We start from the raw sequence: 15,171 nt of genomic DNA, 5'->3' as shown, positions 1-15,171 counted from the left end.
GCGGAAGGGAGGATGTCCTGCATTGGGTAGTCTGTGTGGTAAACCACTGCGTTGATGTTGAGGGGGCGGTATGCCGCGCTGTTTTCCGGAACAGCCCGAGTTCGGCCGGGACCAGCCTGGCGAACGGCAGGTCTGGGAGGCGCTGAAGCGAACCCTGCCGCCGTCCGCCGCCCTGCTGCATTCGGTCGACATCGTCGAAAACGGCGCCGCCCGGCGGATCGATCTGCTCGTTGTCTGGCCCGGCGTCGGCATCGCGGCCATCGAGGTCAAAGGCGGGCAGATCAGCTACGACGCGGGCCAGTGGTACCAGTCCGGCAACGGCCGGCAGCACCGCATCAAGGATCCATTGGTCCACGCCCAGGACGCCCGGCACATGCTCCAGCGCTACCTCGGCTCCCAGTTGGGGCTCAGCCGCAGGGTCCGGTTCGCCCACCTGCTGGCCTTTCCGGAGACGCGGCTTCCGCGCCATTGGGACATCCCCGGCCTCAGGCGTTCCATGGTGATCGGCAGCGAGGACCTGAAGTATCCGGACGACACGGTCAGGGAAGCCATCAACTTCTGCGGCGACGGGGACGGCGAAACCGCGCCGGATGTCGCCGACCGCATCGTGGCATGGTTGACGCGCCCCCGGCCGAACGACGGGGCGCTCTCGGCGGCGGCCGAGCACGAAAGCCGCGCCGAGCAGATGACGCGGGACCAATCGGCGATCCTTGATGTCCTGAAGGACCAGCCGCGGGCCCGCGTCATCGGCGGCGCGGGCACGGGCAAGACCTGGCTCGCGTTGGAACAGGCCCGGCGGTTGGCGCGCGACGGAAAGCGGGTGGCGCTGCTGTGCTCCAGCCGCGGCCTGGCCCGGTACTTCGAGACCGAGACGGCCGGGTGGAAGCCGGCAGAACGCCCGGAACACGTGGGCATGTTCTATGACCTGCCGGTCCGCTGGGCCGCGCACCATCCGCTGGATCCCCGGTTGCTCACCAACCAGTACTACGAGCACTACCTCCCCCGGACACTCAGACGGCTGGCCAAGAACCAGCCGGTCCGCGAACTCTTCGACGCGATCGTCGTCGACGAGGGCCAGGACTTCGGCACGCTGTGGTGGGAGGCCGTCTTGGAGTGCCTGAAGGAACCTGCTGCCGGCGGCCTGTATGTGTTTATGGACGAAGACCAGCGCCTTTTCGGCCGCGACGGCTGGCCGCCGATTGAAGTGCCTCCCTTGGTGCTGAATGAAAACCTGCGCAATACCAAGCAGATCGCGGCGCTCTGCGGCGCACTGTCCACCGAGCTGTCGATTCCTCGGGGCCTCTCCGGCCCGCGCATCCGGCTGGTGGAGGCGACGGCCGGGACCGTCATCCAGCGGGCCGACGACGCGGTGGCGCAGCTGGTCGAGCGTGAAGGCTGGGCCCCGCAGCAGGTGGCGTTGCTGACCACGAAGCGCAAGCATCCGGCCCATCAGCAAGCGGTGGACGCATTGGGCTGGCGCGGATACTGGGACGCCTTTTTTGACGACGACGGTGTGTTTTACGGCGACGTGCTCGGCTTCAAGGGACTCGAACGCTCGGTGGTGGTCCTGGCGGTCAACGGCTTCGGCGATCCTGAGCGGGCGCGGGAGATGCTCTATTCAGGCTTCTCCCGCGCGCGCAGCCTGCTGGTCATCGTGGGCGAAAGATCGGCCCTCACCAGTGTCGGCAGCCCCGCCCTGGTCAAGAGACTGACCCAGACCGAATCTTGGGATCCTGAGCGGCAACAGCACGGCCATTGACTTTCCCGCCGCAGCGGAGCATTCTAAAACTACTTATTCGGTTTTTAGAATTTACCGGAGGTTCCCATGGCAACCACCACTCCTGCGCTGCAACGGGTCCGGACCGAGCCCGCCTACGGTGCTTTCTGGATGCTCAGGCTGGGCTTCACCGTCCTGCCGATTTTGATGGGGCTGGACAAGTTCTTCAATCTGCTCACTGATTGGGAACAGTATTTGGCCCCTTGGGTCGTTAACCTGCTGCCCTTCAGCGCCCACACCGCCATGCTGATCGTCGGCGTGGTGGAAATAGCCGCGGGTTTGGTCGTCTGGTTCAAGCCGCGGTACGGCGCCTACATCGTTTCCCTCTGGCTGGCAGGCATCATCGTCAACCTGCTGACGCTGTCAGGGTTCTACGACGTGGCACTGCGTGACGTCGGCCTGCTGCTGGCGGGACTGACCCTCGCGCGGCTGGCCACCCAGTACGATCCGGCGTGGCACCGCCGTCGCTGATCAATTCCCTGCCCGCGCCCGCCTTCAGTGCCCGGTGAAGGCGGGCGCCTCCTTGGCCAGGAAGGCATCCCGGCCGATGCGCGAGTCTTCAGTGGTGAAGGCCTGCCCGAAGGCCCGGCGCTCCACCTGCAGCCCGTCGGCGGTGGGACGGCCCAGCGCCGCATCGACCGTTCGTTTCGCATTTGCCACGGCGGCGGGGGACTTGGCGGAGATCTCCCGGCAGGTGGCGGCGGCGGCGTCGAGCATGTCGTCTTTGCTGGCGAAGACGGCGTTGGCCAGCCCGATCCGCAGGGCTTCCTCGGCGCCGATGCTGCGGCCCGTGAAAATCAGTTCCCTGGCCATTCCGGGGCCCACCCGCTGCGGCAGCCGGACCGTCCCGCCGAAGCCCGGAATGAGGCCCAGGCCGACTTCCGGCAGGCCGAACTTCGCGTTGGCCGTCGCGTAGATGAAATCGCAGGCCAACGCCAATTCCAAGCCTCCGCCCAGCGCAAACCCGTTGACGCAGGCGATCACCGGAAGGTCCAGGGTCTCCAGCAACCGGGTCAGGTCCTGCATGGCCGCACTGTGTGCTTCCGCTTCGGCCGGCCCCATGGAGGCCAGTTCCCGGATGTCGGCTCCGGCGGCGAAGGCCTTCCCGCCGGCACCCGTGATCAGGATGCTGCGCACTTCCCGGCCTTCCGGCGAACGGATGTCCGCGACGAACTGCGCCAGGTCTGCCACGACCTGGGTGTTCAGGGAGTTGAGCGACTCGGGGCGGTTGATGACGATGGTGGCCAATTCGCCGAGGCATTCAAGCTGAATCGTTTCGTAGGTCTTTTCCACAGCCCCACTATGCCACGCCGGGCCCCAGACCGGATGTGTCATCCCCCCAGCAGGGCGACCACGTCGGCCACCTGCCGGTGTCCCCCGGCCACCGACCAGCGGTAGCCGTCGACCTCCAGGACGGCGGTGGAACCTCCGGCCGCTTCGACCAGGGTCTTGCCCGGAAGCCAGTCCCAGTCCGGCAGCCCTTGTTGGTACCAGACGCCGAAAATCCCGGCGGAGGTTGCCGCCAGTTCACACGATGCCGACCCCCAGGTACGGTAGGTGGCCGAACCGAGCAGGGTGCGCAGGTACGGCTCGCCCGCGGCGTCGTCGCGCAAATACGTGTGATGCAGGTACGCCGCCGCGCAGCTGGCCGCCAAGGGAGCGCTGGCGATTTCGCCCACGCGCAAGCCGTTCCGGGTGGTGGGCAGGTCGCGTCCGCCGATCCACAGGACGTCCTCGGCGGGGTGGTAGACCGCCCCCAGCCGGCTCCCCGCCCCATCCGTCAGCGCCAGCGCGGAGCACCAGTAGTGCCCGCCGGTGAAGAAGTTGTAGGTGCCGTCCACCGGGTCGATGACCCAGGTCCGGCCCGAGGTCCCCTCGTGGCTGGAGCCTTCCTCGCCCAGGATCGCGTCCTCCGGCCGCAGCTCGCGCAGGGTGTCAACGACCAGTTTCTCCGCGGCGTGGTCGGCGGCGGTGACCACGTCGGAGATGCTCGTCTTCTCCTCGAACGTGGTCACCCCCGACCGCATGCCGTTGGCCAGCGTTCCGGCGGCGCGCACCAGCCAGGCCGCGAGTTCGGTGTCGTTTAGATGGTCAGGGCTGCTCACGGTCATATCTGAAGCCTAGCCAACGGCGCGGCGAACACGGCATGCGGGGGCAGTTGCTACCGGCGGCCCCGCCGCGGCCCGCGGCCCTTCGGCGTGCGGCCGCCGCCCGGCCTGCCTTTGCCCTGGCCGGACGGCTTGTTCGCGCCCTTGCCGGATGCCGGCGTCCGCCCCGATGCGGAGCCCTTTCCCGCGGCGGCGCCCTTCCCCGCGCCGGGGGCTCCGCCGTCGTTCTTCGCCGTGGTCTTGCGGGTCTTGCCCTTGCCCTGTTGTTCCTGCACCGAGGGCTGGCGCGAACTGCGCGCCGTGCGGCCGCGGACAATCCCGATGAACTCCTCGATGGCGGCCTCGGTCCGGTCGGTCAGCCACGCGAGGCCGATCTGCGTCTCGGGGTGATCGGTGACCGTGCGGTACACCACGTCCTTGCGGTTGTAGAGCCGGGCCACGGACATGGGCAGGATCATCAGTCCCGCCCCGGACGCCACCACCTCGATGCCGGTCTTGGCGCCGCCCATTTCCCCGGGGTCCAGGAAGTTCTCGTGCGCAATCTCCCGGTACGGGACTTCCTCGTCGTAGAGGGCCACATCGTGTTCCTTCGGCGCGACCACCACGGGCAGTTCGGCATACAGCGGGATGACGCTCAGGCCCTCGCGGTCCACCGGCAGCCGGACGAAGCTCAGGTCGGCCCGGCCGTCGCGCAGGATGGCCGTCTGCTCCTCCTCGCCGCATTGGAAGGCGGTCAGCGGGACGTCGGGCAGCCGCTCCGCCCATCGGCGGGTCCACTTCCCCGGTGTCACGCCCGGGACATAGCCGACCTTCAGTCCGGCCAACTGGGCCGTGGTCGTCGGCTCCTGGTCTGCATCCTGCACTTCATCACCGTAGCGCAGGGCGGCTAGGCTGGACTTATGAGCGCGAAATCGGCACAGTCCATGAAACCGGCCACGGCCGCCAAGAAACTGGGCATCTACCTGCCCGCGGCCCCGCAGGAGTTCCAGGACAGCCTGATCTCGCGGGAGGAATTCAATCAGCTGCAATCGGATCCGCCGGAATGGCTGGCGGAGCTGCGCCGCAACGGTCCGCATCCGCGGCCGGAGGTAGCCCGTAAACTCAACGTCTCCATCTCCGGCCTGGCACGCGGCGGCATCACGGAGCCGCTGACGACGGCAGAAATCACCGCGTTGCTGCAGGATCCGCCGGAATGGCTGGTGGCGGAACGTGCCTCGTTCGCCGCCGTGCGCGCCGAGGAGCAGCGCGTGAAGGCCGCCGGCAAGCAAGGCTGATCAGCAGGCGCCAAGCGCACCGGCCCCCTCCTCCCCCGCTGACCAAGGGGTTGCGAGAGGGCCGGTATCCGTTAACGCCAAGAGCCCCGGTCCGAAGACCGGGGCTCTTGCTCTGCGTGCGCGAGGGGGGATTTGAACCCCCACGCCCTTTCGGACACTGGCACCTGAAGCCAGCGCGTCTGCCGTTCCGCCACTCGCGCGCATCTCGCCTGCCCTCTCGGCGAGCCAACCGGTTTCCCGGTTCGCTTTCCTCAAGAACAGCGAGATCAATAGTAGCGTGAAACAGTCCCAAATTCCCAATCGGGGCGCCGGGCCCCCCGGATACCGCGCAGTGACGGGGATCGGAGGGTGTGCGCCGCGGGCCGCACGCCCCGCCGTCGTGATTCCGTGAGGGTGAGCTTCACCACGCCTCGGCGCCGCCGCGCCAGCGGCGATCGCTGCCGAATGGGGCCTTTTGGGACACGCCCAAGTAGTATCGAAGGGAAGAATCGCCAGACAGGTGTGCCCTGTCCGCTGTCGCAGCGGGGGCAGACCTGACCACAACTCTGGGAGGAGGCGGCCCGATGGGCATTCTGGACAGTATGGAGCGCGGCATCGAAAAGATGGTCCGCGGCGCCTTCTCTGTCGGCGGCAAGGGCCAAGTGCAGCCGGTGGAGATCGCAAGCCGCCTGCGCCGCGAACTGGACAACGGTTCCATCACCTTGGCCCAGGGCCGCACCTTGGCTCCCAACGTCTTCGACGTCAGGCTGGGCGATTCCGACTACGCCATGGCTGAACAATGGGGCGCTACCCTGGCCGAAGAACTGTGCGACGTGGTCATCCGCCACGTCAACAGCCAGAAGTACACCCTGCAGGGCCCGGTGCGTGTTTCCTTCACCAAGGACGACGCACTCAAGGGCGGCGACTTCGAAGTCGAGGCCACCGTCGTCAAGTCCGACGGCCACCAGCCGCAGCCCACGCAGCGCAGTGCCCCCGCGGCGCCGTCACGCCAGCCCACCCTGCTGACGCCCGTGCTGGAAATCAACGGGCAGCGCTACTCGCTCAACGCGCCATCGATCGTGCTCGGACGCTCCTCCGAGGCCGACATCATGGTGGACGACACCGGGGTCTCGCGGCGCCATCTGGAGATTCGCACCGAAGGCGGGTCCGCCGTGGCCGTGGATCTCGGTTCCACCAACGGCAGCTATGTCAATGGCCAGAAGATCGACGGCCGGATTGACCTCACCGACGGCTCCGTCATCACGATGGGCCGCACCCGCATTACCTTCCGCCTGCTGCCGACACGGGGCGGCGGGGCCTAATGGGCGAGCTTGTCGTCACCGCGCTGCGGTTCGGTTTCCTGATCCTCCTCTGGATCATGATCATCAGCATCGTCTCCGCACTGCGGCGGGACCTGCAGATCGGCAAGCGCAGCCGCACCGGATCCCCCACCGCGCGCGAAGTCCGGAAGAATCCCGACCTGGCGGACGCTCCGGCACCCCGGGTGGCTCCGCGCCGCCTGGTGGTCACGGAAGGGCCGCTGGCGGGTCACTCGCTGGAACTGGCCGCGAGCCCCATCCTGTTGGGCCGGGCCCAGGAAGCAACGCTGGTGCTGGAGGACGATTACGCCTCCGGCCGGCACGCCCGCCTCTTTCCGCAGGGCAGCCGCTGGTTCATCGAGGACCTCGGCTCCACCAACGGCACCTACCTGGCGGAGAACCAGCTGACGCGGGCGCTGCCCGTTGATCCCGGCGTTCCCATCCGGATCGGCAAGACGGTCATTGAGTTGAGGCCCTGACGGTGGCTCTGGTTCTGCGCTATGCGGCGCGGTCTGACGTGGGTAAGGCACGGTCCAAAAACGACGATTCCGCCTACGCCGGGCGTTATCTTGCCGTGGTGGCCGACGGCATGGGCGGCCATGCCGGCGGTGACGTGGCCTCGGCGTCCACGGTGCTGGACCTGGTCCACCTGGACCGCTCGGGCCATCAGGACCCGGCCAACGTGCTGGCCGACGAGATCCAGACCGCCAACTCCATCCTGTCGGAGCTGGTGCAGACCAGTCCCAAGCTGGCGGGCATGGGCACCACCGTCACCGCCGTGCTGCTGCATGACGACAGGCTCGAATTCGCCCATATCGGCGACTCCCGTGCCTACCGGCTGAAAAACGGCATCTTCGAGCAGATCAGCGTCGACCACACTTTCGTCCAACGGCTCATCGACGAAGGGCGGCTCCTTCCCGCGGAAGCCGAAATCCACCCGCACCGCAACGTGTTGATGCGCGTCTTGGGCGACGTCGATGCCAGTCCCGAACTCGACCTGGCCAGCCATCAGGCCGAGCCGGGGGAAAAATGGCTGCTCTGCTCCGATGGGCTCAACGCAGTCGTACCGGACAGTGTGGTGGAATCCGTGGTGCGCAACGCGCCCACGCTGCAGGACGCCGTCGATCAGCTCGTGGAGCTAACGCTTGACGGCGGTTCCCCGGACAACGTGACCATCGTGATGATCGAGGTCGCCGAAGCGGCGCCGGAGGCGGCTGACACCGCCTCCCTCGGCCTCGCCCCGAAACGACCGAAGGCATCGGCCTTAAAGCACGACGGCGCCGCCTCCCCTGTCGCGGCAATGCCCGCCGACGGAGCCTCTCCCGGGGCACAAGCGGCAGCGGGCGCCGACGACGAACAGCTTCAGCCGCACGAGGCGATCCGCGCCGACGCCATCCGCCGCGAGCTGGAGACCCGCCCGCATGTGCTGGTGGGCGCCGCGGCATTGGCCACCGAGACCGGACAGATCCCCATCGTCACGGCCCACTCCAACAAGCGCCGGGCGGCCGCAATGCTGACCCACAAGGCCCCGGACGAACCGGAAACACCCGAGAACGAGACCGCGGCCCCGGCCCGCAAGCCCTGGCTGATCCCGGCGTTCCTGACCGTCATGTCGTTGCTGCTGGTGGCGGTCATGTGGTTTGGCTACCTGTGGACGCAGACCCAGTACTTCGTGGGTTCGGCGGACGGACGGGTGGCCATCTTCAACGGCGTCTCCCAGAACTTCGGGCCGATCGCGCTTTCCCACGTGGACACGGTCTACAACATCCCGCTGGAAAGCCTGCCCGCCTACCAACAACAGCGGCTGGATTCCAGCATCTCCGCACGCGACCTCGGGCATGCCGAGGAGATCGTTGAACAGTTGCGGATCAGCAGCCAGCGGAACTGTCCGGAACCCGAACCCAGCCCCAGTGCCGTTCCGACGGACCGGCCCAGCGGCTCGCCGGGGGCGACGCCGGGGCCCGTTGCCAGCCCCCAGCCCAGCGTGCCGCCGGAATGTGTAGGTGGATAAGCCATGAGTAACATCCAGACAGTGCCGCGTTCCCGGCGCAACACCGAACTGCTCCTGCTCGTGCTGGCCTTGATCGTCGGCATCGGAGCCAACATGCTGGTAGGGCTCGACCAGGACCGGGCCTTCGACAGCGACTTCTTCACCCAGGGCGGCACCCTGGTGGTGCTGGTCCTCGTGGTACACGTGGTCCTGCGCCTGCGCGCCAAATATGCCGACCCGGTAATACTTCCGATCGTGACCGCCCTGAACGGGGTGGGGCTGGCGATGATCCACCGGCTGGACATTGCCAACAACGACTCCGCCGCGGGGCGCCAGCTCCTGTGGACCGGCGTTGCCATCGCCGCCGTGGTCGCCGTCATCTGGCTGCTGCCCGACCACCGCGTCCTGCGCCGCTTCACCTACATATCGTTGATCACCAGCGCCATCCTGCTCATCCTTCCGCTGCTGCCGTTCATCGGAATGGAAATCAACGGCGCCCGGATTTGGGTGAGCTTGGGGTTCGCCACCTTCCAGCCGGGCGAAATCGCGAAGATCACCCTCGCTATATTCTTCGCCGGGTATTTATCGACGAACCGCGACCTCATCCTGCTCGCGGGCAAGAAGATCGGCCCGCTGCAGCTGCCCCGCTGGCAGGACATGGGGCCCATGGTGGTGGCCTGGCTGGTCAGCATCGGCGTCTTGGTCTTCCAGCGCGATTTGGGTTCCTCGATCCTGTTCTTTGGCCTGTTCATGGCCATGATCTATGTGGCCACCAGCCGCGTCAGCTGGGTCCTGATCGGCCTGCTCATGATCGCCGTGGGCGGCGTGGTGGCTTTCCGGCTGTTCCCGCACGTCACCGCACGTATCGACGGGTGGATCAACGCGTTCGACCCCGAGGTTTACAACCGGATCGGCGGCAGCCACCAGATCGTCCAGGGGCTGTTCGGCCTGGCCAGCGGCGCGCTCACCGGCACCGGGCTCGGGCAGGGCCGGCCGGACCTGGTGACCTACGCGAACAGCGACATGATCATCGCCGCACTCGGCGAGGAGTTGGGGCTCATCGGACTCAGCGCCATCGTGATGCTCTACATCCTCCTGGTCAGCCGCGGCATCCGGGCGGCGCTGGGCAGCCGGGACGCCTTCGGCAAGCTCCTGGCCACGGGACTCTCCTTCACCCTGGCGCTGCAGTGCTTCGTGGTGATCGGGGGCGTCACCCGCCTGATTCCGCTGACCGGCCTGACCACACCCTTCCTGGCTGCCGGCGGCTCTTCCCTCCTGGCCAACTGGCTGATCGTCGCCCTACTGCTGCTGATTTCCGACGCCGCGCGCCGGCCTGCCCTGACCGGCCCGGCCGCCGGCCGGCGTCCGCCGGGTGACCGGCCGGCGCGACGCAACCAGACCGAAGCACGGAACACCGGATCCACGGAGGTGATCCAACCATGAACCAGGCCATCCGCAATACCTGGATCGTCGCCATCGCGATGTTCGCGCTGCTGTTTGGATCGCTCACGGTCGTGCAATTCTTCGAGGCCGAAAACCTCAATGCCAACCCGTGGAACAGCCGGACCATCTACAAAGACTTCGACAAGAACCGGGGCGCCATCCTGGTGGGAGGCGAGCCGATCGCCGAATCGGTTCCCTCGGACGACGAGTTCGCCTATCAGCGCGTCTACAACGAGCCCGCGCTCTACGCGCCGATCACCGGTTTCTACTCGTTGGTATACGGCTCCACCCAGATGGAGTCGGCGATGAACGATCAGCTCTCCGGTTCCGGCGACGAGTTTTTCTACGAACAGATCGTGCAGATGTTCTCCGGCGGCCAGGTCGAGGGCGCCTCGGTGGAGCTGACCTTGGACGCCGAGCTGCAGCAGTTGGCCTGGGACCTGATTCCCGACGGCGTGAAGGGCTCGATCGTGGTGATGGAACCGGACACCGGCAACATCCTCGCGATGGTCTCCAAGCCCAGCTTCGATCCGAATGATCTGGCGGGGCACAACACCGAAGAGGTCACGCAGAACATGGCCGAATTGGAGAAGGTGCCGGGCCTGTCCCCGTTCACGAACCCGGCGACCGAGAGCCTGCTGGCGCCGGGCTCGGTGTTCAAGCTCGCGGTGACCGCTGCCGCCTTGGAGTCCGGCCAGTACGACGCCGACAGCAAGCTCGACAATCCCCCGACGCTGCCGCTTCCCGGCACCAACGTTGAGCTGCCGAACTACGTCAACGGCGGCTGTGCGGCGCGGACAACCGTCGGCTTCTCCTTTGCCCTGGAGCAATCCTGCAACACGCCCTTCGCGCAGATCGCCATGGACCTGGGGGAAGACGCCATTGCGGAGCAGGCCGCCAAGTTCGGATTCGGCGAGTCCTACCAGATCCCCACCCACGTCACCGCGAGCCAGTTCCCGACCGGCATGAGTGATGACCTGCTCGCCCAGTCGGCCATCGGCCAGTACGACGTCCGCGTGACCCCCCTGCAGGTGGCCATGATGACCGGTGCGATCGCCAACGACGGTGTCCTGATGAAGCCGAACCTCGTGCGCACTGTGCGCGCGCCCGACCTGCGCGTCATGGACAGCCCCGAACCCCAAGAACTGCAGCGTTCCCTTTCCGCAGACAACGCCCGGCTGATCCAGGACTGGATGGTCAATGTGGTCAGCAGGGGCATCGGCGGCGGGGCCGCCATTCCGGGCGTCGAGGTGGCCGGCAAGACCGGAACGGCAGAACTGATGGCCGGCGAAGCAGGAAACAACTCGTGGTTCACCGGATTCGCACCGGCGGATGACCCCCAGGCCGTCGTATCCGTCGTCTTCGAGGACGTCGATGTCACGACCGGTTCTTCACTCTCAAGTCCAAGTGCTCGGCAACTCCTAGAGGCGGTGTTAAATAAGTGAGACCTACCTCGGGTATCACCTTAGGCGGCAGGTACCAGCTCACTGAACGTATCGCCATCGGCGGCATGGGTGAGGTCTGGAAGGCGCAGGACCAGGTCCTGGGCCGCATCGTCGCCATCAAGGTCCTCAAAGAGGAGTACACGGGCGACCCGGGCTTCCTCAACCGCTTCCGCGCAGAGGCCCGGCACACCGCGCTGCTGAACCACACCGGTATTGCCAATGTCTTTGATTACGGCGAAGAGGCCGGATCCGCCTACCTCGTGATGGAACTCGTGCCCGGGCATCCGCTCTCGGCCATCATCGAGCGCGAGCGCGTGCTCTCGCCCGACCGGACGCTGTCCATCATCACCCAGACCGCCAAGGCTCTGGCCGTCGCCCATGCCCAGGGCCTGGTGCATCGCGACGTCAAGCCCGGAAACCTACTGATCACGCCCGAGGGCCGGGTCAAGATCACCGACTTCGGCATTGCGCGGCTGGCCGACCAGGTCCCGCTGACCGCGACCGGGCAGGTCATGGGCACCGCCCAGTATCTGGCGCCGGAGCAGGCGACGGGACAGACTGCTACCGGACAGAGCGACATCTATTCGCTCGGCGTCATCGGCTACGAGTGCCTTTCCGGTTCCCGGCCGTTCTCCGGTGAATCGCAGATTGCCATTGCCTTGGCCCAGGTCAACGACACTCCCCCGCCGCTGCCCGAGTCCCTCCCCCGGCCGGTACGCGCTCTGCTGATGTCCATGCTGGCCAAGGACCCGGCCGACCGGCCGGCCAACGCGGAAAAGCTCGCCGAGGCGGCCGACGCCATCCGTGCCGGCAATATCCGTGCCGCCGAGGCAGCTGTCCCGGGGATGTTGCTGTTCGGTGGGGACGACAGCACCGGTTTGATGACTGCTCCGGTCCCCGCCCCCGGAACCGCTCCGACCCGCGCCGTCAGCGCCGGGACCTCCCAGCTGCCCGCCGTCGGCGGTGCAGCAGCCGCAGCGGGCCTCGGCGCCGAACGGGACTGGACCGATCAGGATCTGGACAGCGATGAGCCTGAAGAAACCCCGCGCCGCCAGCAGAAGAAACGCAGTCCCTGGACCTGGCCGTTGGTCGGTTTGATCCTGTTGGTTCTGTTCGCAGTGGCGGGTGCGATCCTGCTGCCCATGCTGACCCCCACCGGCGGTACGGAGTCGTCGTCGTCGGCATCGAGCTCGACCACCAAGCCGGCGACGAAGACCACCTCCGCCACGCCAACCGAAGAAGAGATCGAGCAACCGAGCGAAACGGCAACGCCGGAGACCAACCAGCTGACGGCGAATGCGTTCCTGGGCCGACCCTTCAGCGACGTCCGGGCCGAGCTCGAAAACATGGGCTACCAGGTGGTTCCCAATCCGGTGGAGAGCGGCGAAGCCGAGAATACCGTCATCGACATCGCGCCGACCGGCGCCGTCGTCGTTGGCGAAGCGATCACCGTCACCTACTCCACCGGCCCCGGGACTGTCACCATTCCCAACGGTCTGGCCGGGCAGTCCGAGCAGCGGGTCCGCGAGGCCCTGATCGGACTGAACCTGGTTCCGCAGAAGTCGGGCGAGCAGCCGAGCGATGAAGAGGCCGGCACCGTGCTCAGCCTGTCTCCCGACGGCGGTGACGTTCCGGTCGGGTCGACCGTCAGCTACGTTGTCTCCAGCGGGCCGGAAGAAGAAGAAACTCCGGCCCCGACAGAGACGGGCTCGCCGGATGCCAAGGGCCTGCCGACCTCCGCTCCCGACACGCGCGGCGGTAAGCCGTGACCGGATCCTGGTCGGTCTGATGGAAGGACGACAACCAGTGGACTCGCCGCACATTTTGGCTGGCCGCTACGAGGTGGGGGAACTCATCGGACGCGGCGGGATGGCCGATGTGCTGCTGGGCCGTGACATCCGCCTGGGCCGCTCGGTGGCGGTCAAGCAGCTGCGGACCGACCTGGCCCGCGACCCGATGCTGCAGTCCCGGTTTCGGCGTGAAGCCCAGGCGGTGGCCGGGCTGAACCACCCGGCAATCGTTGCCGTGTACGACACGGGGGACATGGACCTTCCCGGCGCGGCGGAGCACGACGTCAAGGTCCCGTTCATCGTGATGGAGTACGTCCGGGGCCGGACGCTGCGTGAATTCATCAAGGGCCGCGAGCTGAGCATCGAGGACTCGGTCCGCTACGCCCTCGGCGTCCTGGCCGCGCTCGAATACAGCCACCGCTCGGGCATTGTGCACCGCGACATCAAGCCGGCCAACGTCATGGTCACGCACGAGGGCAGCGTGAAGGTGATGGACTTCGGCATCGCTCGTGCGCTGGCCGATTCGGCCGCGACGATGACGCAGACCCAGGCGGTCCTGGGGACCGCACAGTACCTTTCCCCGGAGCAAGCCCGGGGTGAAGCCGTGGACGCGCGCAGCGACTTGTACTCGGCCGCCTGCCTGCTCTACGAAATGCTTGCTGGCCGTCCCCCCTTCATCGGTGACAGCCCGGTGTCCGTGGCCTACCAGCACGTCCGCGAGCTCCCCGAACCGGCCAGCCGCTTTAATTCTGACGTCACTCCTGCCTTGGATTCCGTGCTGGAACATGCGCTGCAAAAAGACAAGGCGGACCGGTTCCAGACGGCCGCCGCATTCGCGGACGCGCTGCGTGCGGCCCTGGGCGGGACGCCGCACCAGGCGGCCGGGCCGGCGACGGAAGCGTTTCCCGCACTGGCTCCCGCTACAGAACTGATCACCCAGCCGGCCAACGCCGTGGCAGGGGAAACTTCGGAACTGTCCCACACCGCCTACTCGCCTGAAGACGACGCCGGGCCGGAAACGGCCTCCTACGACCGCGGGCAGCTTCCCACGGCTTTGGCCGTGGGCAGTGAACACGACATCGAACCCGAGCGCCGGGCCAAGCGCCGGGCATGGATCGTCACGCTGATCATTGCCTTGCTGCTGGTCCTGGTCGGCGGGGGCTACTACGTCTACAACATGCTGGTGCAGAACGCCGTCCCGGATACGGTTGCGGTTCCGGCTGTGGCGGGGATGGACCAAAACGCAGCCACCAACGCCATCTGGGCAGCGGACCTGCAGCCGCGGGTCGAACAGGAGTTCAGCGATGACGTCGAGGCTGGCATGGCAACCCGAACCGATCCGGACGTCGGAGAACAGCTGGAACCGGGCAGCCAGGTGGTTGTCTACATCTCCGAGGGCAGCGAATTTGCCACCATTCCCAAGGACCTGGCCGGCCGCACCGAAGCGGAGGTCCGGGACAAGCTCCGGAACCTGAGCCTGGAACCGGGGGAAAACGTCCCGGCGAACAGCGCCACCATGCCGCGCGGGAACGTGGTGACCACCAAGCCCGCTCCGGGCGAGAAGGTCAAGACCGGTTCCACGGTGGACCTGGTCATCTCGAACGGCATGGTGCGCGTTCCAGCCCTGATGAACAAAACGGTCGAAGAAGCCGGCACGATGCTTGAAGACGCGGCCGTGGCCTTGCCCTACCGGGTACAAGAGGTCGACAACGAGGTGGTCGCACCCGGCACCGTCGTCGGCCAGAGCGTTAAAGCGGGAACTGACGTCGAACAGGGGACCGAGATCGTCCTGACCGTTGCGGTTGCACCGCCGCCGCCCGAGCCCTCCGAGACGGCTGCGCCGGAGGAGGATGAGGGCTCCGACAGAGGAAACAACTCCGGCAACGGGAACAGCCGCGGCAACGGGAACAGCCGGGGCAACGGGAACAGCGACGACTGACAGCGGCCGGGGCAACGGGAACAGCAACGACTGACAGCATCCGGGGCAGCCGGTCCCCCGACCGGCCCCGCCTTGGATGGTCCCGCCTTCGGGGTCGTTTCGCTTCG

At 67.0% G+C, this 15,171-nt stretch carries 13 protein-coding genes and 1 tRNA gene; 10 read left to right on the top strand and 4 right to left on the bottom strand.

What is annotated here, in order from left to right:
• The first annotated feature begins 70 nt into the window (after positions 1–70).
• A complete protein-coding gene (locus AC5RUP_RS02745; RefSeq protein WP_494065392.1) occupies positions 71–1,759 on the top strand; it encodes a nuclease-related domain-containing DEAD/DEAH box helicase in 1,689 nt (562 codons plus the stop codon).
• Positions 1,760–1,825: 66 nt separating this feature from the next.
• A complete protein-coding gene (locus tag AC5RUP_RS02740; protein ID WP_494133112.1) occupies positions 1,826–2,248 on the top strand; it encodes a hypothetical protein in 423 nt (140 codons plus the stop codon).
• A 24-nt stretch (positions 2,249–2,272) separates the two neighbouring features.
• Here the strand turns inward: AC5RUP_RS02740 and AC5RUP_RS02735 are convergent, their stop codons facing one another.
• The 3 genes from AC5RUP_RS02735 to AC5RUP_RS02725 are packed head-to-tail and all read right to left on the bottom strand — an operon-like array spanning position 2,273 to position 4,748.
• The gene (locus AC5RUP_RS02735; RefSeq protein ID WP_494133113.1) at positions 2,273–3,070 is read right to left on the bottom strand and encodes an enoyl-CoA hydratase/isomerase family protein; all 798 of its coding nucleotides are present in this window, start codon (positions 3,068–3,070) and stop codon (positions 2,273–2,275) included.
• Between the two features lie 38 nt (positions 3,071–3,108).
• Positions 3,109–3,888: an inositol monophosphatase family protein gene (locus AC5RUP_RS02730; RefSeq protein WP_494153556.1), complete on the bottom strand. Its 780-nt coding sequence runs from the start codon at positions 3,886–3,888 to the stop codon at positions 3,109–3,111.
• A gap of 50 nt (positions 3,889–3,938) precedes the next feature.
• Positions 3,939–4,748, bottom strand: a complete 810-nt coding sequence (locus AC5RUP_RS02725; protein ID WP_494065388.1) for a LysR family substrate-binding domain-containing protein — start codon at positions 4,746–4,748, stop codon at positions 3,939–3,941.
• A gap of 60 nt (positions 4,749–4,808) precedes the next feature.
• On the opposite strand from AC5RUP_RS02725, the gene AC5RUP_RS02720 reads away from it, so the two are divergent.
• On the top strand, positions 4,809–5,159 hold the full coding sequence (locus tag AC5RUP_RS02720; RefSeq protein ID WP_494001331.1) for a DUF5997 family protein: 351 nt from the start codon (positions 4,809–4,811) through the stop codon (positions 5,157–5,159).
• A gap of 117 nt (positions 5,160–5,276) precedes the next feature.
• On the opposite strand, the gene AC5RUP_RS02715 is transcribed toward AC5RUP_RS02720, so the two are convergent.
• Positions 5,277–5,359: transfer RNA gene (locus AC5RUP_RS02715), tRNA-Leu, on the bottom strand.
• A 363-nt stretch (positions 5,360–5,722) separates the two neighbouring features.
• Between AC5RUP_RS02715 and AC5RUP_RS02710 the strand changes: the two genes are divergently transcribed.
• From AC5RUP_RS02710 to pknB, 7 genes are read left to right on the top strand one after another with little or no spacing between them, the layout of a single operon-like run.
• On the top strand, positions 5,723–6,460 hold the full coding sequence (locus AC5RUP_RS02710) for an FHA domain-containing protein (RefSeq protein WP_494065387.1): 738 nt from the start codon (positions 5,723–5,725) through the stop codon (positions 6,458–6,460).
• Complete coding sequence (locus tag AC5RUP_RS02705; protein ID WP_493978260.1) at positions 6,460–6,936, top strand: FHA domain-containing protein FhaB/FipA; 477 nt, start codon at positions 6,460–6,462, stop codon at positions 6,934–6,936. Before AC5RUP_RS02710 ends, AC5RUP_RS02705 begins: the two co-directional genes overlap by 1 nt.
• A 2-nt stretch (positions 6,937–6,938) precedes the next feature.
• Positions 6,939–8,468, top strand: coding sequence for a PP2C family protein-serine/threonine phosphatase (locus tag AC5RUP_RS02700; RefSeq protein ID WP_494153496.1), 1,530 nt, complete (start codon positions 6,939–6,941; stop codon positions 8,466–8,468).
• A gap of 3 nt (positions 8,469–8,471) precedes the next feature.
• Positions 8,472–9,890 (top strand): FtsW/RodA/SpoVE family cell cycle protein, encoded by a 1,419-nt coding sequence (locus tag AC5RUP_RS02695; RefSeq protein ID WP_494065385.1) that lies wholly within the window; start codon positions 8,472–8,474, stop codon positions 9,888–9,890.
• Positions 9,887–11,335, top strand: a complete 1,449-nt coding sequence (locus tag AC5RUP_RS02690) for a peptidoglycan D,D-transpeptidase FtsI family protein (RefSeq protein WP_494091120.1) — start codon at positions 9,887–9,889, stop codon at positions 11,333–11,335. The genes AC5RUP_RS02695 and AC5RUP_RS02690 overlap by 4 nt, the downstream gene beginning before the upstream one ends.
• Positions 11,332–13,104, top strand: a complete 1,773-nt coding sequence (locus AC5RUP_RS02685; RefSeq protein ID WP_494153495.1) for a protein kinase domain-containing protein — start codon at positions 11,332–11,334, stop codon at positions 13,102–13,104. The genes AC5RUP_RS02690 and AC5RUP_RS02685 overlap by 4 nt, the downstream gene beginning before the upstream one ends.
• A 37-nt stretch (positions 13,105–13,141) precedes the next feature.
• Positions 13,142–15,064 carry a Stk1 family PASTA domain-containing Ser/Thr kinase gene (pknB, locus tag AC5RUP_RS02680; protein WP_494153494.1) on the top strand — a complete coding sequence of 641 codons (1,923 nt, stop codon included), beginning with the start codon at positions 13,142–13,144 and terminating at the stop codon, positions 15,062–15,064.
• Positions 15,065–15,171 lie beyond the last annotated feature (107 nt).

The organism is Arthrobacter sp. Y3223151, assembly GCF_059091125.1.
The sequence above is the reverse complement of the archived record's forward strand: the minus strand, read 5'-3'. Positions and strand labels throughout refer to the sequence as shown.

Excerpts from the sequence above, each read along its gene's own strand:
- AC5RUP_RS02695 (WP_494065385.1), top strand. The coding sequence starts at position 8,472 with ATGAGTAACATCCAGACAGTGCCGCGTTCCCGGCGCAACACCGAACTG.
- AC5RUP_RS02745 (WP_494065392.1), top strand. The coding sequence starts at position 71 with ATGCCGCGCTGTTTTCCGGAACAGCCCGAGTTCGGCCGGGACCAGCCT.
- AC5RUP_RS02705 (WP_493978260.1), top strand. The coding sequence starts at position 6,460 with ATGGGCGAGCTTGTCGTCACCGCGCTGCGGTTCGGTTTCCTGATCCTC.
- AC5RUP_RS02740 (WP_494133112.1), top strand. The coding sequence starts at position 1,826 with ATGGCAACCACCACTCCTGCGCTGCAACGGGTCCGGACCGAGCCCGCC.
- AC5RUP_RS02730 (WP_494153556.1), bottom strand. The coding sequence starts at position 3,888 with ATGACCGTGAGCAGCCCTGACCATCTAAACGACACCGAACTCGCGGCC.
- AC5RUP_RS02690 (WP_494091120.1), top strand. The coding sequence starts at position 9,887 with ATGAACCAGGCCATCCGCAATACCTGGATCGTCGCCATCGCGATGTTC.
- AC5RUP_RS02710 (WP_494065387.1), top strand. The coding sequence starts at position 5,723 with ATGGGCATTCTGGACAGTATGGAGCGCGGCATCGAAAAGATGGTCCGC.
- AC5RUP_RS02720 (WP_494001331.1), top strand. The coding sequence starts at position 4,809 with ATGAAACCGGCCACGGCCGCCAAGAAACTGGGCATCTACCTGCCCGCG.